The following is a 23,808-nucleotide window of genomic DNA, read 5'->3' as shown; positions in this document are numbered from 1 at the left end:
TAAGCATGGAAAAAGGTAGAATTATCAAGATCATCTCGCATCAGTATCAGGTATTGGTCGATGGAGAACTGCTGGAATGTGTGGCAATGGGGAAACTGCGCAAGGACAAGGCGCCGGTCGTCGGCGATCTGGTGCTGGTGGAACGCTTTGGCGATCAAAATGGGATCCAGCAGATCCTGCCGCGGCAAAATGAGCTGGTGCGCCCGCGCATTGCCAATGTCGATCAGGCGATCATCGTAATGTCAGCGTGTGATCCGCAGTTTTCGACGGCCTTGGTCGATCGGCTGATCTTTTTGATCTGTTATGCCAAGATCAAACCGATCATCTGTGTCAGCAAAATGGACCTCGTCGATGCAAATGATCCGGTGCATGCGGCGCTTTTGGATTATCGAAACAGCGGCTATGAAGTATTTGAAACCGGTCTTGATCGAAGCGATGAAGCATTAAAGCAGATGTTGAAAGGAAAGATCAGCGTATTGACGGGACAAAGCGGTGCCGGGAAAAGTTCTCTGATCAATCGTCTGGATGCCAATTTCGAGCTAAAGACCCAGCAGATCTCAAAGGCGCTGGGGCGAGGCAAGCATACGACGCGGCACTGTGAACTGATGGCTGTGAGCGGTGGCTGGGTAGCGGATACGCCGGGTTTTTCTTCTCTTGACTTTACGCACGTGGAAATCGACAAGCTGGCGGCTGCCATTCCTGATTTTCAAGAGATGCTGGGGAACTGTCGCTTTCAGGACTGCCGGCATTTGAAAGAACCGGATTGTGCGATTCAAAACGCGGTGAAAGAAGGACGCATTTCCCAAACCCGTTATGCGCACTATCGAGAGATCTGTGAATGGATCTTAAATCAGAAAATAAAATATCGCTAAGGAGGAAAACTATGACAAAAACCATTGTAGCACCTTCGATCTTATCGCTTGATTATGCGAATGTGAGCGAGCAGTTGAAGCAGTTAAATGAAAGCAAGGCAGAGTGGCTGCATTTTGATGTGATGGATGGTCATTTCGTGCCGAACCTGACCTTTGGGCCTGATCTGTTGAAGGGCTTTAAGAAATGTACGGATATGGTGATGGATGTGCATATCATGGTAGAAGATCCCGTTTTCTTTTCCGATGTGTTTCTGAAAGCCGGCGCGGATATTCTGACCTTTCATTATGAGGCATGCAAAGATGAAAAAGAAGTGCGCATGATCTGTGAAGAGATCCATGCCTGGCATGCCAAAGCCGGGGTCAGCGTAAAGCCGGGCACGCCGATCAGCGTATTGGATCCATTGCTGGATGTGATCGATGTCGTGTTGATCATGTCCGTAGAGCCGGGATTCGGCGGTCAGTCGTTCATGGAAGACATGTTGGAAAAAGTACGCTATATCAAAAAACAGATCGTAGAGCAAAACCGTTCGACTTTGATCGAGATTGACGGTGGCATCAATGCCGATACCGCAAAACTGGCGAAAGCCGCCGGTGTCGATGTGTTGGTAGCAGGCAGTTATGTTTTTCGAAATGACATTAAAACGGCGGTAGAAAGTCTTTTATGAAGCCGGTGCGCTTAGTTGCTGGGCGAAGTGAAGCGCTTGGCTATGATGCGCGCTTTGATTACATCGGCGTAGACAAAGGCGCATGGCACTGTCTGTGCAGCGGTATTCCGATGATCTGTGCCATCGGCGATTTTGATTCCATCAGCAAAGAACAGTTAATAAAATTGCAAAGCGCTACGGAAGTGATCTGTTTGCCAAAGCGAAAAAACGAAACGGACAGTGAGGCTGCCATTGCTTTAGCCAAAGACCGCGGTTATGAACAGATCTATTTATACGGCGGCCTAGGCGGCAGGATGGATCATACACTTGCCAATCTTTACTTGATGTTATATCGCGATCATACACTGATCTTGGAAGATGCGCATCATGAGATCCGTATGGCGAAGGTCGGCGCTTATTCACTGCAAAAACGCTTTCGCTATTTGTCGCTGTTGGCTTTGGAGGACAGTGTAATTACCATAAGCGGTGTGGCTTATCCGCTTGCCCATCGTGCGATTACAACCAAGGACATTTTTACGGTTTCCAATGAAATCATAGGAGAAGCGTACCTTACGGTAGAAAAGGGCAGTGTGCTGCTCATACAGTGTGAAGATGAAAAAAACGGCATTGAATCATATTAAGTGATCCGATACCGTTTTTCTTTCTACTTTATCAAATACATAAAGAAAAAAACAGGTTTCCCTGTTTTATTAGATACTGCTCTTTTTCAGCGTTTTCAAAGCACGAGCTGAGATACGGATTGTCTGAGGTTTTCCGTCAACCATTACTTTCACTTTCTGTAAGTTTACATTCCATTTACGGCGTGTAGCACGCATGGAATGAGAGCGTTTATTTCCTGATAAAGGACCTTTTCCTGTTACTGCACAAACTCTTGACATATAGTTACCTCCTTCCGTAAGTAATTGACTTAATCGCCCATATATAATAGCATCTAATATATGAAAAAGCAAGATAATTTTTCTAAAAATATTTCAGCTGAGAAAATGGGTGCTTTTTAGTATTTTCAAAAGGCTAAGCAGTAGTAAAATTTCCCATATTCTTTTATCTATACAAAATTTACTTTCTATTATATAATTATGATGTATTTTTATGCAAAGGAAGTGGATCAATGAAAAAAGGATGGGCATTATTATCAATATTATGTTTACTTTTCGTTGGCTTCAATGATATAAAAGCACAGAGCGACAAGAGCGAGGATAACGGTGCATCAGATGATAAAATAGATGAATTGTTTACGCAGTCAGAGGAATATCAGGAAATGAAAGAACTGATCGATGAATACAGCGGCGTATCACAGTTATATGATGCGGACGGCAATGAAGTGGAAGAAGTCCCGCTTCCCAAAAGCAGAATGCGGCGTTCTGTTGCCCGTGCAGCCAGTGATTACAGTGTGTCTTATGGAATCGTAGATTTTTATTCTAATCGTACAGGCAATTATATTGAATACATTGATGAAGCAACCGGGCTGGTAGGATATCTCGGCGGTACTAATTCCGGTGCTTATTTAGGGAAAGATGCGCAGAATCGAATCCGTTTTAAGATGTCCGGTGTGGTCGGTGCTATTCTTCCGTCCTATGAAAGTCAGGTAGCGGTATATGGTGATGTCAATCATTTATATACTTCGTTTTATCGAGTGGAAAGCGGAAAGCTGTGGCATTATATCAATTATAATAATGCACAGAATCTTTATTATAAAAAAATGGTGGGATATGCGCAGGATGTGCCTTATTTAACGGCTAATGTCAATTATTTCAGTTATGACGGTCATTATTTTTATCAAAATGAGCACCAGATGTATGATGATTATAAAGCAAATACATACGCATATCCGCATGCGGTTAATGCGGGCAAGCCTTACTATAACTATTTTCAGTATTTAACGCATCGTGCTTCTTCTAATTACAGCGCGCAGGAATTTGATGCTTATACGAATGATATCGTTGGATCGGCGGCTTCCCAAATGAAAGGACTAGGCACTTATTATGTGAGCTATGGACAGACATACGGTGTCAATGCCTTGATGGCTTATGCGGTATCATGCAATGAAAGTGCATATGGAAAAAGTGAGATCGCAATGACAAAAAACAATTTATTCGGACATGCGGCATATGACAGTTCGCCTGGCGCTTCTGCGAATCCGTATCCTAATCCGCAATATAGTATTTATGTGCATATGCACAGTTTCATTTCCCGCGGCTATTTAGATCCGGGTGATTATCGTTATAACGGCGGTCATTTAGGCGATAAGGCGAGCGGTGTCGGACTGAAATATGCTTCTGATCCTTGGTGGGGCGAAACCGCTGCGGCGATCATGTATGCGGTCGATGAATACAACGGTAAAAAAGACTATAAAGTCTATACCGTCGGCATAAAGGAAAACAGCGATAACGTGAATATCCGCAAGGAGCCAAACACCAGTTCCACGGTGTTATATCGTACAGGGAAGAACGTAAGTTATCCGTTTGTCATATTAGACAGTGTAAAAGGCGAAACGGTAAACGGCTCTGATGTATGGTATAAAATACAGACAGATCCGAACTTAAATGCTTCTCGTACCGGTTTTGATACGGTGGATAATAACTATAATCCTGATGGTGATTATGATAAGGATAACAGTTATGCGTACATTCATTCCAGTTATGTCAAGATCGTCAGCGAGGGGAATGGGCAGATCATAACACCTTCTCCTAGTTATCTGAAAGGCGATGTGAATGGTGATGGTAAAATTAGTTCTATGGATTATGTTCTTGTAAAAGACCATATATTAAAGATCACTACTTTAAGCGGCAGTTCTTTGAGTGCTGCTGATGTGAATGGTGATGGTAAAATTAGTTCTATGGACTATGTATTGATAAAAGACCATATTTTAGGTATCAATTTAATAAAGCAATAAGGAGAATCTAATGAGATATAAAAATATAAAAATTGGAATCGCTTTACTTTCAATCTTAACTTTTGTTGGGATCATTCCCATTTCTGCAGTAACTGTATATCCCGGCAATAGTTTTACGGTAACTCTGTCTTGTGGAGTAGCAGAAGGAACCGTTAGTTTTTCAGGAAATGCCAATGTTTCTAATATTCAAGCAAGCAAAACTTTTTGTGATAGAAATCAGGGGATAACAGTAACTGCGACAGCTGTCAATGTAGGGACTGGCGTTATTTCTATGACTGCAGAAGATGCGATAGATACGAGTGATCCCAACAATCGTGTACAAATGGCAGCAGGCACTTTAATAAGCAGTGCGAGCGTATCAATAGTAGCACAAACAAGTGGCGGCAATACGACTTATGTACCGTCTTCACCGAGTGATTCGCAGCAAAGTGTGAACTCGCATAAGGGCGATGAAGCAAAATCATCTGACAATTTATTGTCCAGTCTGAGCTTGTCAAAAGGAACATTGAGTCCTGCCTTTGATCCGGAAGTAACCGAATACAATGTGAATCTGAAAGCAGGTTCTACTGCTACAAGTGTATCGGCACAGGCAAAGGATACAAAGGCTTCGATTGAGGGAACAGGCGAAAAGACGCTTGTAGAAGGCGATAATCTCGTTGAGGTAAAGGTTACGGCGGAAAACGGCGACGTACGGACTTATAAAATCAATATTTATGTAGAGGAAAAGAATTTGACGCAGATCAAGTTCGATAAAATGAATTACGGTATCGTAACCAAGGTAGATCGCTTGGAAGCACCTGCCGGATTTGAGAAAACGACGCTTGCGGTCAATGGAAAAGATGTACCGGCATGGAAAAATGCGGATATGAAGCTTACGCTTCTGTATCTGCGTAATGAGGATGGAAACAAAGATTTTTATATTTACGATGAAAAAGAAGGAACGGTCGTTTCTTTGTATAAGCCGATTCAGATTGCGGGAAAGGATTATATTCAGCTAAGCATCGTAAGAAGCGCACAAGAGCGCAGCGGCATGAAGTACAATGCGAAGATCAAGATTGGCGATTTAACGATCGACGGTTGGGAATATGAGGATAAGGCATATGAAAACTATGTGCTGCTTTATCTGATGAATAAAGAGGGCAAGGCAAATTACTATCTGTATGAAAAAAGTGAAGGCACATTACAGATTGCAGCGGATATGGCGGCAGTATCACAGAGTGCGTACGATGAATTAAAAGGTTCCATGTCCTCCATGAACATGTATATGATTGCCGGTATTGCTGGAACAGCGGTGTTTGCGGTACTTTCCGGGGTTGGCTTTTATTTGAATGCGATCAATAAAAAAAGATATTTGGCACATCGCCGAGAACTTTATCAGATGAAAGATCAGGATGAATAAGCATGGGGTAAGCGCTCATGCTTTCTTTCATATCGCAAGGTAATAAAAATGTATGGAAATTGTGTTTTTTTCAGAATGAAATTATGTTATTATAATATAGAGACTTGATTGACAGTAAGGGGGTTATACCTTTGAAGCAACTCAAACAGATTTATGCGGCTTTGGAAATTGCCTCGCATGAGATTCGCTTGGTCGTAGGCGAGTTTCATGAATCACGCTTTAACGTGCTGCGGGTTGAACGTACACGATGCAGCGGTGTGGCGCATAAAGAAATCGTCGATGAACAGGCGGTCGTAGCTGCGATTATTAAATTGATTACAAAGAGCTCCCATGCTCTGGGATATAAAATCGAACGGGTTTTAGTAGCGATTCCGGCGATTGGTGTGGAGCGAGCCGCGAAGCGTGTCAGTGTTCCTTTAGAGGAAGGCAGCAAGCGGGTTCGTCTTTCCCATATTCAGATGGGCATCAATGAAGCGGTCAGCTATAAACCCGGTGATGATGTGGAATTGGTAAATATCGGCTGTATCAAATACATCACCAATGGCATTACAAGCAGAAAGATGCCGATCGGCGAAATTTGCGATGTATTGACGATGAATGTCGATTTGCTTTATGCAAAGAAAGAGATCGTTTATGCGTATGCACGCTGTGTGGAGAAGGCGGGCTTGGAAATCATGGATATCTGCCTTGACGCTTATGCAATGGCAGAGGAAGCGGCGGTATTTGAACAAACTGTCGATAAATATGTCATACAAGTGGACCTTGACCGACAAGATACAACACTTTCTTTGTTTACGCATGGTAAACTGGTAAGCTGTGAGGTGTTGGACAGCGGATATGGGAAATGGTTAACGGATCTGAAAGAAGCGTTTGGCTTTCCCAGCGATGTCGGCTTTCGTTTATTGAAAAACAATCTGACTTTCGCAAAGGATATGGAAGAGGATGCGGTCATCTATCTTTGGAACGAGGAGAAAGTAACCAAACAGCTTACGATGAAGCAATTATATGATTGTGTGAAAGATGACGTGGACGCGTGGATCAATGCCGTCAATGAAGCCTGTGCACCGATCGTGGAAACAGGTGATGGACGTTATCTGATGTGCGGTGAAGGAATGGAGATTCAAGGCTTAGCGGAGCGAATGGGTGATTTTAATGCTTTGGCTAAAGTGTATGTGCCGCAGATTATAGGCGCAAGGGATTGTTCGCTTGCGGTTTGTTTGGGTCTTTTTTATAACTGGAAAGAGCAGTTGGAAATCAGAAGCGATGATCGTATCTGTGCGGACATTCGCGATATTACAAACGGAACACAGATTGGAAAAAGAAGAGCGACAGATGATGAAGGCAGTTTTACGAAACGGCTGAAAAGCATGCTGCTGAGCGAAAAGTAAGAGAGGAAGAAAAATATGGAATTTGATCAGGTAGCAAATATTAAGGTATTCGGAATTGGCGGGGGCGGCTGTAATGCCGTAAACCGCATGGTGAATGAAGGCGTACAGGGCGTAACCTTTTATGCCTGCAATACGGATCTTTCCGCTTTGAATAAATCGCCGGTGGAAAATAAGATCATCTTGGGCAGGGAAATCACCAAAGGGCTTGGTGCCGGTGCGAATCCGGAAGTAGGACGCCGTGCGGCACAGGAAAGTGAAAACGAGATCCGCGAAGCGATCAAAGGCAGCGATATGGTGTTTTTGACAGCCGGATTAGGTGGTGGAACCGGTACCGGTGCGATTCCGCTGTTTGCGAAGATTGCCAAGGAAGAAGGCGCTTTGACGGTGGGAATCGTTACCAAGCCGTTTACTTTTGAAGGCAAAAAGCGTATGAATGCGGCGATGAGCGGTTTAGAAGAACTGAAAGAGTACGTAGATTCTTTGATCATCGTATCCAATAACAATCTGCTTGAAGTATTGGGCAGAAAACCGCTGGTAGAAGCGTTTCAGGCAGCAGACAATGTATTGCGTCAGGGCGTGCAGACGATTACCGACCTGATTGCGGTGCCGGCGCTGATCAATCTGGATTTTGCGGATGTGAAAACGATCATGGAAAATCAGGGAAGCGCTTTGATCGGTATCGGTATGGCTGATGGCGAAGATAAGGCGCGCATGGCTGCGGAACGGGCGATCCAATCACCGCTTTTGGAAACGCAGATTTCCGGGGCGAAAAATGCGATCGTGAATATTACCGGTGGTGAAAGCATTACGTTATTTGATGCGGAGGATGCGATGGCGTTTATTCGTGAAGCAGCCGGCAATGACATTGATGCGATCTATGGTGTTGCCATCAATGAAAATCTGGGTGATTCCATTATCGTTACGGTAATTGCGACCGGTTTTGAGGAAAAAGAGGAAAAAGCAGAGAAAACGGAACTGTTCCATCGTCCAAGAACGGTTGAGGAGAAGGTTTCGGTTTATGAGAATACGGCAGTGGCGGAAGATGATGAGGACGATGCGCAGGGTGGCATTCCTACGTTCTTCAGACATCGTTAATTCATGAAACTTTGTTATGTGCCTGCTTCTTTGTTTCAGGAGGATATGCACGCGTTTGAAATGCGGATGCGCTTGGTGCGGCTTTGCCGGCGGCAGTGTGTCGAATGTGTCTGTATCAGCGGTGATCAAGCTGATCGTACCCTGCTGGCTGCCTTTCGTGATGAAATAAAGGAGTGGAATGCGGTTTGTTATGTGGCGGATAAAGAAGCGCTGCAAGCTGCCGATGTCATCGTGACACCGTTTCAGTTATGGACAGCTTGGCATGTGTATGATGCGCAGGCAGGCTGTGCTTACTTGATCGATACGGATGCAAAACAGCATGAGCTGATCTATCTGTTTGTCGGTACGAGTCCTTTGACATATATGATCACGACGATCAAAGATGAGTTAGAGCATATGATCGTTGATCTGGCCGATGAAAAAGGGGGAAATAAGAAAAAGAATTGGCATTAGGAAGAAAGTGAACGGCTTTCTTCTTTTTTTGTGCAAGCTGTGTCGAGCGTGGTCTTGTTTTGATGGATCGTTCATGCAAAGAGATGGATCGTCATAAATTGATTAGCAGGAGGAAGCGGTATGGATAAAATGAAAAATACTTATGAAGTGCTGCGGGAATGCAAGGTCAATGTCGCAACGGGATTAAGTGCGTATGAAGCGGCGAAACGGCTTCGTCAAAACGGGACAAATGAATTGGAAAGCAAGAAAAAGCCGACTATGGTGCAGTTGTTCATCGAACAATTGTTAGAACCGATGGTATTGATCCTGCTTGCGGCAGCGGTATTATCTTTGTTTATGAAAGAGTATTTAGATGTAGCGATGATCGTGGCAGTGGTGATCGTGAATGCGCTGATCGGCGTCATACAGGAATATAAAGCAGAACAGGCGATGGAGGCTCTGCAGGAGCTCACAAGACCGAAAGCTTTTGTAAAGCGGGATGGCTTGATCCATGAGGTAGAAGCGCGAGAACTGGTGGTCGGCGATATTGTGTTATTAGAGGCGGGAAATCGTGTCCCTGCGGATTTAAGACTGATCGAAAGCCGTAATCTGAAAGTGGAAGAAAGCCTATTGACTGGAGAAAGTGAAGCGGTGGAGAAATCACATGAATGGTATTGTGAAAAGCCGGTGGAACTGCAAGAACAGAAAAATATGGTGTTTATGTCTACCTTTGTTACGTATGGAAGCGCACTTGGCGTGGTAGTGGCGTGTGGCATGGACAGTGAAGTCGGCAAAGTGGCGGCGATCTTGCGTGATACCAAAGAAGAAAAGACACCTTTGCAGAAGCGTTTGGCACAGTTATCAAAACTGCTTGGCATCGGTGCTTTGGCAATCTGTTTGTTGATGTTTCTTGTCGGTGTGTTGCGAAAAGCGGAATTGTTAGATATGCTGATGCTTTCGATCTCTTTGGCGGTAGCGGCGATCCCGGAGGGCTTGCCGGCAGTGGTAACGATCGTATTGGCGTTAGGAATGCAGCGGATGTCGCGGCATCATGCCATCGTGCGGAAACTGCACGCTGTGGAAACGCTTGGTTCCGTCAGCGTCATCTGTTCGGATAAGACCGGCACACTTACCCAAAATCAGATGCGGGTAGAAGAAACTTATTGTGCTTCGGCATTTGGAAGCACCAGCACTCATCTTTTACTGGGACTGGCGCTTTGCAATGAAGTACATATACAGGATGAACAGTTGATCGGTGAGCCGACTGAAACAGCGCTGGTGGAATATGCGCGATCCAAAGGCTATGACAAACGATCTCTTTCTAAAATGTATACGCTTGTCGATACGATTGCGTTTGACTCTGCTCGCAAGATGATGACAAGTGTCTATCGTCATCAGGGAGAGATCATTTCCTTTACCAAAGGTGCGGTCGAACAGATCTTAAAGCGCTGTACGCATATTGAGAAAGAAAATGGGATCGTATCACTTCAGGAAATGGATCGCAAACAGATCATGCAGGCGATGGAAACTATGGGGAAACAAGCCTATCGCACCATTGCGGTGGCAATGAAGAAGGACGGGCAGATGCCGGAGCAGCATATGATCTTTATCGGATTGGTCGCTATGATCGATCCACCGCGAAAAGAAGCGAAAGAGGCGATCGCACTTTGTCATAAAGCCGGTATTTCCGTACGTATGATTACCGGTGATCATCCCCTTACCGCGTTGGCAATCGCCCGTAAGTTAAAGATTGCGGAAAAGGAAGAAGAGGTATGCAGCGGCAGTATGCTCGATGAAATGGATGATGCGGCGTTTGCACAGCAGATCGATCGCTTCCGGGTGTTTGCCAGAGTAACCCCGGCGCATAAAGTGCGCATCGTAGAACAGCTGCAGAAGCGTGGTGAAGTCGTGGCGATGAGCGGTGATGGGGTCAATGACGCTCCTTCGGTAAAAAAGGCCGATATCGGCATTGCGATGGGAAAGGGCAGTGATGTCTGCAAACAGGCAAGCGATCTGATCCTGAGCGATGATAATTTTTCTTTGATCGTAAGGGCGGTGGAAGAAGGACGTACCATCTACGCCAATATCCGTAAAGCGGTGCTTTATTTACTGAGCTGTAATTTAGGCGAGATCATGGCATTGTTCTTATCGGTATTGCTTATGCCAAGAGGAACAGCGGTTTTATGTGCGATCCAGATCTTATGGGTCAATATGGTAACCGATGCGCTGCCGGCGCTTGCTTTGGGGGTCGATCCGTTAGATCGCTTCGTGATGGAAGAGGCGCCTCGTCATCCAAAGGAAAGTTTATTCGCACATGGAGGGGGACTGTTTACGGTATTAAACGGCATGCTGATCGGCACGATGACGCTGGTGGCATTTCGCTATGGCATGAATCGCAGTCTTTTATGTGCACAGACGATGGCATTTATGGTGCTTTCGATCTCACAGTTGTTTCATGCGATGAACCTCACTTCCTTTACCCATTCCATCTGGGAAGTAGGGATCGCCAAAAACCGCTGGCTGCTGCTTACCGTATGCTTCGGCATTGCCTTGCAGGTCTGTACAGTGTTGATTCCAGCGCTGCGCATGCTGTTAAAGACAGTGCTGTTAGAGATGAATGAATGGATCGTCGTCATGCTTGCTTCTTTACTAGTGATCGCTGTGAATGAAATCAGTAAATGGGCTGCACGTTAAAGCAAAACAGTGCTATAATGAAAGAAACAGCAGGGAGGATGATACGATGTTGAATTTTTTATATGATATTCCGACCAAGGTTTATTTCGGCGAAGGCGAGATCAAACATCTTGGCGAGGCGCTAAAGGAGTATGGTAAACGGGTCTTGCTCGTATATGGCGGCGGCAGCATCAAACGTACCGGTATTTATGACAGGGTTACGGCATGTTTGAAAGAAGCCGGCTTGTTTTGGGCAGAATGCGGTGGTGTTGAACCGAATCCTCGTATCGAAACGGTGCGGCGAGGGATCGCGTTATGTAAAAAAGAGCAGATCGATGTGGTGCTGGCAGTTGGCGGCGGCAGCTCGATCGACTGTGCGAAGGTCATCGCAGCCGGGGCAAATAGTGCATATGACGCTTGGGAACTGGTTAAGGATAAGACGAAGATAGAAAGCGTGCTTCCGGTGATCGCCGTCTTGACTTTAGCGGCAACCGGCAGTGAAATGGATGCCGGCGCGGTCATTTCCAATCCGGAAACAATGGAAAAGCTGGGGGTGGCGAATCCCGGCATGGCGCCGAAATATGCGTTTATGGATCCTACCTATACGTACAGCGTATCCCCGTTTCAGACCGCTGCCGGTACGGCGGACATCATGAGTCATACGATCGAATCTTATTTTCAGAAAGAAACGGGCAATGATCTGACTGATACGTTTGCGGAAGGCATCTTAAAGACCTGTGTGAAATATGGACCGATTGCCGTTGCCGAGCCTAAAAATTATACGGCGCGTGCCAATTTGATGTGGGCCGGATCATGGGCGATCAACAATCTGTTGAAATATGGAAAAGGAAACGGTTGGAGCTGTCATCCGATGGAGCATGAATTAAGCGCCTATTATGATATGACACATGGTCTTGGTTTAGCGATCTTGACCCCGCACTGGATGCGCTATATCTTAAGTGAAGAAACCTTAGACCGCTTTGTTTCATTCGGGGTTGAGGTGTTTGGCATCGACCGCACGCTGCCGAAGATGGAAATTGCTCATCGCGGCATTGATGCGCTGGCGGCTTTCTTCCGTTCTTTAGGACTTGTTTCTACCTTAAAAGAAGCAGGGGTCGGTGAAGAACATTTGGAAGCGATGGCGGAGCATGCGGCCAAGCTGATGAAAAATCCATATGTGGCGTTAAGCAAGGAAGATATCTTAAAGATTTATCGGGCGGCATTATAAGGGCGTGGAAACATGCCCTTTTTGTTTCATCTGCTTTTCTTTTTTGATTGTGAGAAAGGCAAAAATGCGCTATACTTTCCATAAGAAAAGAGGAACGGCGATGAAATGGAAACGGGTTTATGTGGAAATTACCAATCAATGTAATCTGCACTGCGATTTTTGTATTCACAACCAAAGAGAACCGCGCTTTATGAGCGTCGCAGAGTTTGCGCATGTGATACAGGAAGTGCGTCCCTATTGTGAATATGTTTATCTGCATGTACTGGGAGAACCGCTGATGCATCCACATCTGGAAGCGCTGTTAAAAATCTGCAAAGAACAGCAAATGCAGGTCATGCTTACGACCAACGGCACCCTGCTTGCCAAACGTCTGACTTTGCTTCAAAAATATCCGCCTAGACAGATCAGTATCTCGCTGCACAGTTTCCCGCATCAGGAAGCTGCTTTGGCTTATCTTCAGGAAGTGATGCAGGCGGCGGATGTTTTGGCAAAAACCAGTTACATATCGTATCGTTTTTGGAATTTGCGTGAACAGCAGATGGATCGCGCTTCCTATCAGATGTGGGAAGTGCTGGCCAAGCATTATCACCTTGATCCAACTGACTATGGGAAAAGGCGTATCGTACTTGGCAAACAGATCTTTTTAAGCTTAGAAGAACAGTTTACATGGCCTTCCTTACAGGCGCCGTTTGTTTCCGCAAAAGGGCGCTGTCTGGGCGGGGAAATGATGATCGCTGTGCTGTGTGATGGCAGCGTGGTGCCATGTTGCCTAGACAGCAATGGCGATATCAGCTTCGGCAATCTGTTTGAAAGCCGATTAACGGATCTTTTGGCAAGCGATCGTTATCGGCAGATGATGGAAGCCAAGCAAAGGCAGGAGCTTACGGAAGCGTTGTGTAAACGTTGTGCTTATCGAACCAGATTTGAAAAAGGAGCGTGAAGAAAATGATTCTGATTCAAAACGGCAATGTATTTACGATGGAAAAACCGGGATGTGAAGTGATGGACATTCTGGTCGATGCAGGGAAGATCATCGAAATGGGGAAGCATTTAGCGGTAACGGGCGATGCAACGATCATCGATGCGAGCGGGAAGAATATTTATCCCGGTTTTATCGACGCCCATTGTCATTTGGGGATGGAGGAAACCGCCATTGGCTTTGAGGGCAACGATGTCAATGAGATGAGCGATCCGATCACCCCGCAGATGCGGGCGATCGATGCTTTGAATCCGATGGATGAAACCTTGCAAAACGCATATGCCGGCGGGGTAACGACTGTGTGCAGCGGACCGGGGAGCGCCAATGTGATCGGCGGTACTTTCTGTGTATATAAAACTTATGGAACCTGCATTGATGAAATGATCGTGAAATATCCGGCGGCGATGAAATGTGCGTTCGGAGAGAATCCAAAGCGGGTGTATGCGCAAAAAGACCGTATCAAGACACGCATGAATACTGCGGCGCTGTTAAGAGAAACACTGTTCAAAACAAAAGAGTATGCGGCGAAAAAAGAAGCTGCAGGTGATGATGTAAGCAAACTGCCGGCCTTTGACATGAAACTAGAGGCGATGATCCCGGTCATTCGTAAGGAGATCCCATTGAAAGCGCATGCGCATCGTGCCGATGATATTTTGACCTCTATTCGCATTGCGAAAGAATTTGATCTGAATATGACGCTGGATCACTGTACGGAAGGGCATCTGATTATCAAACAGGTGGTGGACAGCGGCTTTGATGCGATCGTCGGACCGGCGCTTACGCATAAGACGAAATTTGAACTGAAGAATCTGACGTTTGCGACAGCGGGGATCTTGAGCAAGGCAGGTATGTGTGTTGCCATCAATACCGATTCTCCGGTCGTGCCGCAGGAATATTTGCCGATCTGCGCAGGGCTGGCTAGAAAAAGCGGCATGGATGCATTTGAGGCGCTGAAGGCGATTACGATCAACCCGGCAAAGATCTTAGGAGTCGATGATCGCATCGGTTCTTTGCGGGTCGGGAAAGATGCGGATCTGGTCATGACAGAGGGTGATCCACTGGATACAAGCGGTGTGATCATGATGACGATGATCGATGGCAAAATCGTTTATACAAAATAAGACAAACAGGGAAAAAGATTGTATTTCCCTGTTTTTTTCGCTATAATGCTGATGAGGTGAGGATCGTGGAGCAACAGATGAATGAGCGATTTGATCGGGAACTGGATCGATTATGGAACGATCGCCATGATGCGGCAATGGAAACACAGCATGCAGCGTTAAAGGAGCTGATGACACATCCCAAAGAGGTGTTAGACAGCGTCAGCTATGTGAAGATCATGTATCTGATGGGGAAATACTATGAAAAGCAAGGAAACTCCAATGCATCGCGCTATTGTGCCATGCGCATTTTTATGGTCTTGGACTGCATAAAGCATAAATATCGGAAACGCCCGCGCTTTCTGAAATTTCAAGAGGTGGAGCCGGATGAGGAAATCATCGCCTTTTTGAAAGAACGATTGGCGTTCTTGGCTCAAACATATCGGTTCATCCAAACGCGTTTATGGATGCTGCTCGGGGTGATCTGCGTAGTTGAATGGCTAATCGTTTGGCAGTTGGGGGTTTCTTTATGGATCAATACGCTTTTCAGTGTTTTGTTGTTTCTGTTTGGCTATTTTCTGCTGTACCGGCGCTTAAAGGATCGCTTTCACGATCGGCAGACCAAGGCGCTGCTTCCTTATATCGAGGAAGAGTTGAAAGAGTTTGACCGGCCGATTTTATATGGCTAAATGTTAGGGGGATCAAGGTGTGCATAACAGGTGTCTTCTGCGACATCTGTTTTTTCTTTTTAAGAGCATGAACCAGTTGCCCGCTTTTATCATATAGTAAAGCGAAAGGAGTGATGTGATGAACACACAGTATGTGATCAAACCGGGAGATGTCGGCATCGCCGTCAATAAGATCCAAGCTTATCTGAATTTGTTTCAGGAACGCGGTATGATCATGACCAAATTGACGCCGGATGGAAAATACGGGGCAAAGACGCAGCAAGCGGTCAGAGAGTTTCAGTTTTATGCGAAGATGACGCCGGATGGGGTAATCGGCAAAGATACATGGGATGCGATCTTTGCGACGTTAAAAAGTCTGAATGTCGTAACGAACATTCCGGTATTCAGTCCGACTTATTTCTTAAAGACAGGGGATCAGGGATTATCCGTATTCGGCATGCAGGAATTTCTCAATGAGATCGCGGAGGACAATCGCTGTTTAAGACCGCTGGCAGTCGATGGAAACTTCAATGACCGGATGCGGATCACGGTAGAGCAGTTTCAGTATTTGTATGATCTGAAAATCGACGGTACGATCGGCAAAGCGACTTGGGATGCCATCGTCAATGTGCGCAATCAGTTGCCATAAGAAGGAAAATTTTTCCTTCTTTTTAGGGTAACGCGCTATTTTTGCGTATGACCTGATATAAGGGTATGGGAGGGGGATACAGGTGGTTTTGTATATTCGAACAGATAAGCGGCGAAAAGATACGCTGTTGGTTCTGCAAGATGGATCTGATCAGAAGCTACATATCAATGGATTAAAATTATTGGATCACTTCTGCTATGCACATGGAAGCTCTTTGGAAGGAAGAAGACAGGCGATCATGAAAACGCTGGGGATCATGCAGAAGGTGCCGATTTTAATTGATGAAGCGACAAGGGAGATGTATTTTCCTTTGTTTGATCTGCGGCGAACCATCAACTATTGGATCAATGAGCGCTATATCGAAAGCGTGGCGCCATGTACGAAGAAAACCTGCTGGATCCGTTTTCTGAACGGGCGGGAATTTTTATTTCCGGCAGATGTTCGAGTCGTGAAGCTGCAAAGAAAACGCTGTGCGCTCTATTTGGCGAAATTAGAGCAGAAGCGGGTGTGCTATGAACAGGATGTTTTAAGTATTTTTGCGGATGAAAAACGGGGAAATCAGAATGAATAGATGAAAGGATGATCGTTTTATTGTATAATCCTGATAGGAGAGCAGGTGGTGAAAATGGAAGGAAGCATTTGGATCTTGCTTGGGGCCTTGGTGATCGTTTTATTGCTGGTGATCGGACTGGTGGGGATACAAGCGCAGACCATGCGTAAGCGAAGCCGCAGACAAATGCAGGAATGGCAGGAGGAAAAGCAGGGCATGCAGGCGCAGCTTCAAAAGGAGCAGGAACGGATGATGCTGCTATGGAAAGATCAGTTACAGTCATTGCTGTTGGAATTTCAAAGTATGACCCAGCAGCAGATCATGATGATGAGTCGCAGTGTCAGCAGCGATCTGCAAACGTCGATGCAAACGAACAATCAGATGTTTCAGCAGGTGCTGGAGCAAGTGGCGCGGGTAGATGAATCAAGCAAGACGCTGCGTTCTCTTTCAGAAACGGTGCATGATCTGCAGTTGATCTTTCACGATAAGAAAGCCAGAGGCATTTATGGGGAAGTAGAGCTGTACGCTTTGATGAGGAGCGTGTATGGAGAAGAAGGAATGTATTATCGCAAGCAGATGAAGCTATCAAGCGGAGTGATCGCCGATTGTGTGCTGCTGCATCAGGCAGGAGCGATGATTTGTATCGACTCCAAATTCCCGCTGGAAAACTATCGGCGCATGATGGCGGCGGGCAGCAAGGAGGAAGAAGCGCGTTTTCGTAAATTATTTGCGGCGGATGTAAAAAAACAGATCGTTTCGATTGCGGAAAAATATATCATTCCTGATGAAACCGCTGAATTTGCGTATTTGTTTATCCCGGCGGAAGCGATATTCGCTTATATCCATGCCCATTTGCCGGCACTGGTGGAAGAGGGCTATGGCAAACGTGTCTATCTGGCTTCTCCTTCTACTTTGATGGCGTATCTCAGCGTGATGAAGAGCGTCTATCTCGATCATTTGCAAAGCGAGCATATCGAGGAGATCAAACGGGGATTAAAGCGGCTGGGACGTGAATTCGAACGCTTTGAACAGCGTTATCAAAGCGTTGTCAAGGATTATGAAAAAACGTATCAGGATTTCCATGCGCTTTCGATAACCGTAAGAAAGCTGAATGAGGAATTTCATAAGGTGCGCAAAGGAGAGGACGCTTAAATTTTTGGCATGAAAAGGTGTTTTGCCTCGTATAGTAAATTGAGGTGAGATCATATGAACGGTTTTTTATTTGCCACAAAGGCGATGTTGAAAGATAAGCGGCCGATCGTACAGAGCAAAGCAGGTAATTTCTGCGGTTTTGAGGCGTATGGCAATATTCATTTTGCGATCGACGGTACTTTGTTTAATGAAGCGGAATTGTTGGAGCAGACACAGACGACGACCTTGCCGGAAGCGATTTACTGTGGCTGGCAGAAATGGGGCGAAGATCTCGTTTCTCATATGCGCGGTGCGTTTGCGTTTGCCTTGTTTGATGAGTCAACCTTTTACTTTGCCAAGGATGCTTTGGGACTGCATCCTCTTTACTATGGAATGAAAGATGGTTTCTTCTGCGGCAGCGACATCAATCAGTTATATGAAATGGGATTGTTTGAGCCGGTGGTGGATCGTGACGGCTTGACCCAGTTATTTGCGATCGGTCCGGCGATGGATGAGCATCAGACGCTTTATCGGGATGTGCGGATGCCGGCAATGGGAGAGTATGGCGTCTATCAGCTAAAAAGCGGACAGGTGGAAACGCATGTTTATTATGAACTGCGCGCTTGCCGGCATGAGGATACATTTGAGCAGACGGTTCAAAAGGTGCGTGATCTGATCACTGCATCGATCCATGAGCAGCTGCCCTATGTGCAGGGATCTTTGCTTTCCGGTGGCTTAGACAGCAGCATCTTATGTGCGGTTGGCGCAAAGCAAGAAGGCTTCAGGACTTATGCGCTGGATTATGAAGGCAACAGCGAACATTTTGTCGGCAATACCTTTCAAGTTTCCTTAGACGCGCACTATATTGATTTGATGGTAAAGCGCTTTGGCTTTCCACATCAATTATTTACCATTTCCCAGCAAACGCTTTGCGATGAGGTGGCGAACGCCTGTTTGAAAAGAGGATTCCCGGGCATGGCAGATGTGGATGCAAGCATGCTGTGGCTGTTTCAGCGAATCAAAGAGGACGGCGTGCATGCGGTATTCAGCGGTGAATGCAGTGACGAAGCATTTTGCGGCTATCCATGGGAGTATCGGGAAGAACTGCAATGTGATACGTTTCCATGGACCCGATACAGCATGGACCGCGTCCGTCTGCTTCATGAGGATCTAAAAGATCTGCCTTTAGCAGAATACGCAAAAAAACGCTATGATCAGACGGTTGCCAAAGTACAGCGCTTGGCAGAAGACAGTGAGGCGGATTATCGCGCCCGTGTGCATACGATGTTGGTCGTCCACTGGTTCATGCAGACGCTGACCGTAAGGCAGGCCACAATGAGCGATGGCGCCGGTTTGCGGGTGTTTGCGCCTTTTGCCGATCCGCGCATTTTCGATTATGCCTATAATATCCCATGGACGATGAAATTTGCGGATGGCGAAGAAAAGGGGATCCTGCGCAAGGCGTTTGCTGAAGCATTGCCGGATGCGATCCTTCATCGCAAGAAAAATCCTTATCCGAAAACCCATCATCCGCATTATGCCAAACTGATCGCCGCAAAACTGAAAGAAGCATGTGCGGACCCGGACAGCGTGCTGCATCAGTTATTCGATGCACAGAAACTGCACGCGCTCATTGAAAGCGGCGGAGAAAGCTATCAACAGCCATGGTATGGCCAGCTGATGAGCGGACCGCAATTGCTCGCTTATCTTTATCAGATCCATGTATGGGCAAACCATTATCAGGTAAGGATTGAAAAATAAATCATGAAACAAAATGTATAATGATGATTTTCCTAGTTTGTACTGCCGGAATAGTGCTATAATGATAGGCAAAGAAAGCAGGTGAATTATGAAGAAAATCGAATTAGATACATTTTATCAGTATCGCTTTTTAGGAAATGTGGCTTATTCGCCTAATGGCAAACGCTTGGCGTTTACGGTATCCAAGGCGAATATCAAAACCAATGGCTATGACCATGATCTGTATTTGTATGAGGACGGCGATTACCGACAGCTGACCTTTACCGGCAAAGAAAGCAGCTTTATCTGGGATGATGACGACACTTTGTTGTTTGCTTCCATGCGCTTGGAAGAAGACCAAAAGAAAAGTGAAGAGCAGCCGCTTACTGTATATTATCGTTTACCGTTAAAGGGTGGGGAAGCACATCGTGCCTTTGCGTTGCCGCTACAGGCAGGCAAGATGGAAAAGGTAGCGCCGCAGCAGTATTTGTTTTGTGCATCGTATCATACCCGCTTTGAAACATTTGGCAAAAGTGAAGCACAGGCAAAGGAAAGCTTTGCGGCCATGCAGGCGGATAAAGATTATGAAGTACTGGAAGATCTGCCGTTTTATTTCAACGGCGCCGGTTTTATTGATGCCAAGCGCACCGGCTTGTTCCTATACGATGAAAGCAAGGATACATGCGAGGCGATCCTTTATGACAAAACGATGCAGGTAAATGACTTTGTATTAAATACGGATCATACGAAAGTCGCAATCGTCGTCAATCATCAAGTGCATTGCACAAGCGAACATGATGCGATCCTGCTTTACGATCTAAAAGAAAAACGGTTGGAAACGATCTTGAAAGGCGATCGCTTCCTGATCCATGATATCAACTTCTTAAACGATCAGGTATTGTTTGCGGGAACAGAAGGAAAACGATATGGATTAAATGAAAATCCTGACTTCTATCAGATCGATCTGGCGACACATACCTGTTCGCTGTTTGCGGAATATGGCGAAAGCATTGGCAATTCGGTCGGCAGCGACTGCCGTTTGGGCGGCGGTCAAGCGACGATGGTAAAAGATGATGTTTACTATTTTTTGACGACTCGTCTGCACAGCAGCGTGATCTATGCGCTCGATAAAACGGGAGCGATCCGCCCTTATCTGGATCTGGAGGGATCATGCGACTGCTTTGATATCGGTAAAGAAGGCCTCGTATGCGTAGGTATGTATGATATGAAATTACAGGAACTGTACCGCTATCAAGAAGGAACCTTAAAGCAGCTTACCCACTTTCATGATTGGATGAGCGAATATGCGACCTGTTCCCTGCATTCGTACACGATCAACAGCGATGATGTTGCGATCCATGGCTGGGTCATGCTGCCGCCTGATTTCGATGAAAGCAAGCGTTATCCGGCAATATTAGATATTCACGGCGGCCCGAAGACGGTCTATGGCCCGGTGTTCTATCATGAAATGCAGGCATGGGCCAATGCCGGCTATATCGTATTTTTCTTAAATCCGCGCGGCGGCGATGGACGCGGCAATACCTTTATGGATATTCGCGGGAAATACGGTACGATCGATTATGACGACATCATGCGCTTCTGTGATTTTGTCTTGGACACATATCCACAGATCGATCAAACCCGCATGGCAGTTACCGGCGGCTCTTATGGCGGTTTTATGACCAACTGGATCATCACCCATACCGATCGTTTTGCGGCAGCGGCTTCACAGCGTTCGATTGCCAACTGGATCTCATTTGAAAATACAAGCGATATCGGCATGCGTTTTGCCAAAGATCAGCAGCAGGCGACCGCATGGGATAATATGGAAAAGCTGTGGTTCCATTCACCGCTTGCTTATGCAGACCACGTGAAGACCCCGACTTTGTTTATTCATAGTGACTGCGATTACCGTTGCCCGATCTCAGAGGGGTATCAGATGTATAGCGCTTTGAAAGCGTTTGGCGTAGACAGCCGGCTCTGCTTGTTCCATGGAGAGAACCATGAGCTGTCACGAAGCGGAAAACCGCTGCATCGGTTAAGAAGATTACAGGAAATCACGGATTGGATCACCAAATATACAGCAGAAAAAAAAGAAACTGATTAGGAACGATTGACTTCGTTCCTTTTTTTACAAGCGATGAACAGCCTGTCATCATTCGACAATGATCTTGCATAAGCTTTGGTATCCTTGAAGCGGTGATGTTATGAAGTATTGTTTTTATGCATTGAAACCGTCTTTTCAAAGCGTGTTCGAGCAGTATCCCAAATTATTCGATCGTCTGCTTGCGCATGGCGATCAAAAACAGTTAGAAGCAATCGTCATGAAGATGGATTTTGCTAAACTGTTAGCGGGCGCAAAGCGTTTCTTTGAGGAAGAAGCGATTTACAGTGATGCAAAAGGCATTTGCTGGCAGGTGTCTGATCATGAGCAGTATCGCATCGATCAGATTCCATACGGCGCCGCTATCAACGATTATTCACAAAATCCGCTCTTTTACTACTTCCGGCGTCATTACCCACAAACGATCGTAATTGATGAATTTCATGCGGTTACTATTGTAAAAGCTGAGAAAAAATAGTAGAATAATAGCGTATGTTAGGAGGATTTAATTATGGGTGATTTTTGGATGTCTGTCATTTGCACACTGGTTGGCTTAGTAATCGGTGGCATATTAGGATTCTACTTTACAAGAAAGAAGTTTGAAAAAGAGCTGAAAGAAAATCCGCCGATCAATGAAAAGATGATTCGGGCAATGTTTTTGCAAATGGGAAGAAAACCTTCCGAGGCGCAAATCAAACAGATCATGAAATCTATGAACATGAACAAATAATGCACGCTTCGGCGTGTTTTTTTGTCAATGCTGTTCTATTGAAGGAAGATATGACGAAACTGTAAGTTACGTTCAAAGGTGATTGTGCTATAATGAAAACAGGTGATAGATGTGAAAATCATAAAACGAGTCCTGTTGATTTTAGTTCTGCTTTTTGTCTTTGCGATCGGTGCACTCGGTATTGCGGGATACATGGAGTATCGCGATGCGCTGAAAGAAATGCCGCTGAGCGAAAAAATCGAGAAAATCAGAAAACAGCCTGATTATGTAACCTATGATGAGATCGCGCCTTATTTGCTGGATGCTACGGTTTCGGTGGAAGATAAACGGTTTTATACGCACGGGGGAATCGACTATCTCGCAACCGCACGGGCGATCGCTTCTAATGTATTTTATAATGGCATCGTAAGCGGCGGGAGCACGATCACGCAGCAGTTGGCAAAGAACTTATATTTCGGTTACGAGCCTTCCGTTGTTCGCAAGGCGGCGGAAATTTTTATGGCGAAGGATCTGGAGGAGCATTATACAAAGGAAGAAATCTTAGAGCTATATGTCAATGTAATCAATTATGGGGACAATCATATCGGAATCAAACAGGCCGCGGAGGGATATTTTCAGATCGCACCGTCTGCTTTGAATTTGGATCAGGCATCGTTATTGGCCGGCATACCGCAATCACCGTCGAATTATCAGCTGAGCAATCATGAAACGGTTGCCCGTAAGCGGCAGAAGGTCGTGTTGGAAGCGATGCTGCGCGATGAAAAAATCACAGAACAGCAATATGAGGAAATGATCGCTAAGATCGAAAAGTAATTCGTATGCTTGAACGGATAAAATAGGAAAATTACGTTGTTGATCATATTTTTGAAAAAGTTGCTTGCAATTTGTTTTGTTTTTCGCTATAATGAGGAAGCCTTAAAGGCAAAAAGTGCCGCTGTGGCGGAACCGGCAGACGCATACGACTCAAAATCGTACGGAGAAATCCATATGGGTTCAAGTCCCATCAGCGGCACCAGTTTTTTGAGAGCATCGCATGAAAGTGCGATTTTTTTTATTTTCTTATGGTTGCAATGGCGAGGTAAGAAAGAGCGGGTTCATCGAATTGATGGAAGGATGACATAAAAAAGGCTTTCATGCCTTAGACACATGCATCTGACGAATCGTATAACGGGAGAAATCAACATCAAAGATAGGGAATCGTTCAATTCAACTAAGATCGACATAGAAGCGAGCAAAGAATGAGTAAATGATTGAAACAATTTAATGACAAAGAAGCATGTAAAATGCAGATAAAATGATACATAAAATACAGTAAATGATGTAGATAGAAAAAAAGAACATAAAAAGTGAAAAAAATAAAAAAAAGGGATTGACATAAGGGGAAAGAATTTGATATTATAAGCGAGCACCGAAAAGGGGTGCGAGAAGTCGGTCTTTGAAAACTAAACAGGAAAACGTCAATTCAAACCCGAATCGAAATGATTCAAGAAAAAGGAAAAGGACGCTAGAAAG

The 23,808-nt window shown here is 45.4% G+C and carries 22 protein-coding genes and 1 tRNA gene; 22 read left to right on the top strand and 1 reads right to left on the bottom strand.

What is annotated here, in order from left to right; translation table 11 throughout:
* Positions 1-5: 5 nt before the first annotated feature.
* The 3 genes from rsgA to C1712_RS00110 are packed head-to-tail and all read left to right on the top strand — an operon-like array spanning position 6 to position 2,157.
* On the top strand, positions 6-872 hold the full coding sequence (gene rsgA, locus C1712_RS00120) for a ribosome small subunit-dependent GTPase A (protein ID WP_102265748.1): 867 nt from the start codon (positions 6-8) through the stop codon (positions 870-872).
* 11 nt (positions 873-883) lie between these two features.
* On the top strand, positions 884-1,537 hold the full coding sequence (rpe, locus tag C1712_RS00115; protein ID WP_102265747.1) for a ribulose-phosphate 3-epimerase: 654 nt from the start codon (positions 884-886) through the stop codon (positions 1,535-1,537).
* On the top strand, positions 1,534-2,157 hold the full coding sequence (locus tag C1712_RS00110) for a thiamine diphosphokinase (RefSeq protein ID WP_102265746.1): 624 nt from the start codon (positions 1,534-1,536) through the stop codon (positions 2,155-2,157). The genes rpe and C1712_RS00110 overlap by 4 nt, the downstream gene beginning before the upstream one ends.
* Positions 2,158-2,226: 69 nt before the next feature.
* Here C1712_RS00110 and rpmB read toward each other — a convergent pair whose 3' ends face one another.
* On the bottom strand, positions 2,227-2,415 hold the full coding sequence (gene rpmB / locus C1712_RS00105) for a 50S ribosomal protein L28 (RefSeq protein WP_102265745.1): 189 nt from the start codon (positions 2,413-2,415) through the stop codon (positions 2,227-2,229).
* Positions 2,416-2,645: 230 nt separating this feature from the next.
* On the opposite strand from rpmB, the gene C1712_RS00100 reads away from it, so the two are divergent.
* The 19 genes from C1712_RS00100 (at position 2,646) to C1712_RS00010 (ending at position 23,311) form a co-directional block, all read left to right on the top strand.
* Positions 2,646-4,430 carry a dockerin type I domain-containing protein gene (locus C1712_RS00100; RefSeq protein WP_102265744.1) on the top strand — a complete coding sequence of 595 codons (1,785 nt, stop codon included), beginning with the start codon at positions 2,646-2,648 and terminating at the stop codon, positions 4,428-4,430.
* Between the two features lie 10 nt (positions 4,431-4,440).
* A complete protein-coding gene (locus tag C1712_RS00095) occupies positions 4,441-5,829 on the top strand; it encodes a cadherin-like beta sandwich domain-containing protein (protein ID WP_102265743.1) in 1,389 nt (462 codons plus the stop codon).
* Between the two features lie 131 nt (positions 5,830-5,960).
* Complete coding sequence (locus C1712_RS00090) at positions 5,961-7,217, top strand: cell division protein FtsA (protein ID WP_102265742.1); 1,257 nt, start codon at positions 5,961-5,963, stop codon at positions 7,215-7,217.
* Positions 7,218-7,232: 15 nt separating this feature from the next.
* The gene (gene ftsZ, locus C1712_RS00085) at positions 7,233-8,312 is read left to right on the top strand and encodes a cell division protein FtsZ (RefSeq protein WP_102265741.1); all 1,080 of its coding nucleotides are present in this window, start codon (positions 7,233-7,235) and stop codon (positions 8,310-8,312) included.
* A gap of 3 nt (positions 8,313-8,315) precedes the next feature.
* Complete coding sequence (locus C1712_RS00080; RefSeq protein WP_102265740.1) at positions 8,316-8,765, top strand: hypothetical protein; 450 nt, start codon at positions 8,316-8,318, stop codon at positions 8,763-8,765.
* Between the two features lie 120 nt (positions 8,766-8,885).
* Positions 8,886-11,438, top strand: a complete 2,553-nt coding sequence (locus C1712_RS00075; RefSeq protein WP_102265739.1) for a cation-translocating P-type ATPase — start codon at positions 8,886-8,888, stop codon at positions 11,436-11,438.
* 46 nt (positions 11,439-11,484) lie between these two features.
* Entirely contained in the window at positions 11,485-12,645 is a 1,161-nt protein-coding gene (locus C1712_RS00070) for an iron-containing alcohol dehydrogenase (RefSeq protein WP_102265738.1), read from the top strand.
* A gap of 100 nt (positions 12,646-12,745) precedes the next feature.
* On the top strand, positions 12,746-13,585 hold the full coding sequence (locus C1712_RS00065; protein ID WP_102265737.1) for a radical SAM/SPASM domain-containing protein: 840 nt from the start codon (positions 12,746-12,748) through the stop codon (positions 13,583-13,585).
* A 5-nt stretch (positions 13,586-13,590) separates the two neighbouring features.
* On the top strand, positions 13,591-14,745 hold the full coding sequence (locus C1712_RS00060; protein ID WP_418290638.1) for an amidohydrolase: 1,155 nt from the start codon (positions 13,591-13,593) through the stop codon (positions 14,743-14,745).
* 65 nt (positions 14,746-14,810) lie between these two features.
* Entirely contained in the window at positions 14,811-15,413 is a 603-nt protein-coding gene (locus C1712_RS00055; RefSeq protein ID WP_102265736.1) for a hypothetical protein, read from the top strand.
* Between the two features lie 118 nt (positions 15,414-15,531).
* The gene (locus C1712_RS00050) at positions 15,532-16,041 is read left to right on the top strand and encodes a peptidoglycan-binding domain-containing protein (RefSeq protein WP_102265735.1); all 510 of its coding nucleotides are present in this window, start codon (positions 15,532-15,534) and stop codon (positions 16,039-16,041) included.
* 82 nt (positions 16,042-16,123) lie between these two features.
* Entirely contained in the window at positions 16,124-16,612 is a 489-nt protein-coding gene (locus C1712_RS00045; protein WP_180963020.1) for a competence protein ComK, read from the top strand.
* 54 nt (positions 16,613-16,666) lie between these two features.
* Entirely contained in the window at positions 16,667-17,743 is a 1,077-nt protein-coding gene (locus tag C1712_RS00040) for a DNA recombination protein RmuC (protein WP_102265733.1), read from the top strand.
* 54 nt (positions 17,744-17,797) lie between these two features.
* Positions 17,798-19,483 carry an asparagine synthetase B family protein gene (locus tag C1712_RS00035; RefSeq protein ID WP_102265732.1) on the top strand — a complete coding sequence of 562 codons (1,686 nt, stop codon included), beginning with the start codon at positions 17,798-17,800 and terminating at the stop codon, positions 19,481-19,483.
* Between the two features lie 88 nt (positions 19,484-19,571).
* A complete protein-coding gene (locus C1712_RS00030; protein WP_245858015.1) occupies positions 19,572-21,569 on the top strand; it encodes an alpha/beta hydrolase family protein in 1,998 nt (665 codons plus the stop codon).
* Positions 21,570-21,669: 100 nt separating this feature from the next.
* Positions 21,670-22,044: a hypothetical protein gene (locus tag C1712_RS00025; protein WP_102265730.1), complete on the top strand. Its 375-nt coding sequence runs from the start codon at positions 21,670-21,672 to the stop codon at positions 22,042-22,044.
* A gap of 48 nt (positions 22,045-22,092) precedes the next feature.
* Positions 22,093-22,296, top strand: a complete 204-nt coding sequence (locus C1712_RS00020; RefSeq protein WP_418290321.1) for a YneF family protein — start codon at positions 22,093-22,095, stop codon at positions 22,294-22,296.
* A gap of 111 nt (positions 22,297-22,407) precedes the next feature.
* On the top strand, positions 22,408-23,109 hold the full coding sequence (locus C1712_RS00015) for a biosynthetic peptidoglycan transglycosylase (RefSeq protein WP_102265728.1): 702 nt from the start codon (positions 22,408-22,410) through the stop codon (positions 23,107-23,109).
* 117 nt (positions 23,110-23,226) lie between these two features.
* Positions 23,227-23,311, top strand: a tRNA-Leu gene (locus tag C1712_RS00010).
* The last annotated feature ends 497 nt before the right edge of the window (positions 23,312-23,808 follow it).

Source organism: Massilicoli timonensis (genome assembly GCF_900199515.1).
In the GTDB taxonomy this organism is placed as follows: domain Bacteria; phylum Bacillota_I; class Bacilli_A; order Erysipelotrichales; family Erysipelotrichaceae; genus Massilicoli; species Massilicoli timonensis.
This window is presented reverse-complemented; position numbering and strand designations above follow the sequence as displayed.

What these genes read in the sequence shown, in the direction of transcription:
- rsgA (WP_102265748.1), top strand. Translation starts at nt 6, where the DNA reads ATGGAAAAAGGTAGAATTATCAAGATCATCTCGCATCAGTATCAGGTA.
- C1712_RS00070 (WP_102265738.1), top strand. Translation starts at nt 11,485, where the DNA reads ATGTTGAATTTTTTATATGATATTCCGACCAAGGTTTATTTCGGCGAA.
- C1712_RS00110 (WP_102265746.1), top strand. Translation starts at nt 1,534, where the DNA reads ATGAAGCCGGTGCGCTTAGTTGCTGGGCGAAGTGAAGCGCTTGGCTAT.
- C1712_RS00100 (WP_102265744.1), top strand. Translation starts at nt 2,646, where the DNA reads ATGAAAAAAGGATGGGCATTATTATCAATATTATGTTTACTTTTCGTT.
- C1712_RS00020 (WP_418290321.1), top strand. Translation starts at nt 22,093, where the DNA reads ATGTCTGTCATTTGCACACTGGTTGGCTTAGTAATCGGTGGCATATTA.
- C1712_RS00035 (WP_102265732.1), top strand. Translation starts at nt 17,798, where the DNA reads ATGAACGGTTTTTTATTTGCCACAAAGGCGATGTTGAAAGATAAGCGG.
- C1712_RS00065 (WP_102265737.1), top strand. Translation starts at nt 12,746, where the DNA reads ATGAAATGGAAACGGGTTTATGTGGAAATTACCAATCAATGTAATCTG.
- C1712_RS00080 (WP_102265740.1), top strand. Translation starts at nt 8,316, where the DNA reads ATGAAACTTTGTTATGTGCCTGCTTCTTTGTTTCAGGAGGATATGCAC.
- C1712_RS00040 (WP_102265733.1), top strand. Translation starts at nt 16,667, where the DNA reads ATGGAAGGAAGCATTTGGATCTTGCTTGGGGCCTTGGTGATCGTTTTA.
- rpmB (WP_102265745.1), bottom strand. Translation starts at nt 2,415, where the DNA reads ATGTCAAGAGTTTGTGCAGTAACAGGAAAAGGTCCTTTATCAGGAAAT.
- C1712_RS00075 (WP_102265739.1), top strand. Translation starts at nt 8,886, where the DNA reads ATGGATAAAATGAAAAATACTTATGAAGTGCTGCGGGAATGCAAGGTC.
- C1712_RS00095 (WP_102265743.1), top strand. Translation starts at nt 4,441, where the DNA reads ATGAGATATAAAAATATAAAAATTGGAATCGCTTTACTTTCAATCTTA.
- C1712_RS00060 (WP_418290638.1), top strand. Translation starts at nt 13,591, where the DNA reads ATGATTCTGATTCAAAACGGCAATGTATTTACGATGGAAAAACCGGGA.
- C1712_RS00025 (WP_102265730.1), top strand. Translation starts at nt 21,670, where the DNA reads ATGAAGTATTGTTTTTATGCATTGAAACCGTCTTTTCAAAGCGTGTTC.
- rpe (WP_102265747.1), top strand. Translation starts at nt 884, where the DNA reads ATGACAAAAACCATTGTAGCACCTTCGATCTTATCGCTTGATTATGCG.
- ftsZ (WP_102265741.1), top strand. Translation starts at nt 7,233, where the DNA reads ATGGAATTTGATCAGGTAGCAAATATTAAGGTATTCGGAATTGGCGGG.
- C1712_RS00030 (WP_245858015.1), top strand. Translation starts at nt 19,572, where the DNA reads ATGAAGAAAATCGAATTAGATACATTTTATCAGTATCGCTTTTTAGGA.
- C1712_RS00050 (WP_102265735.1), top strand. Translation starts at nt 15,532, where the DNA reads ATGAACACACAGTATGTGATCAAACCGGGAGATGTCGGCATCGCCGTC.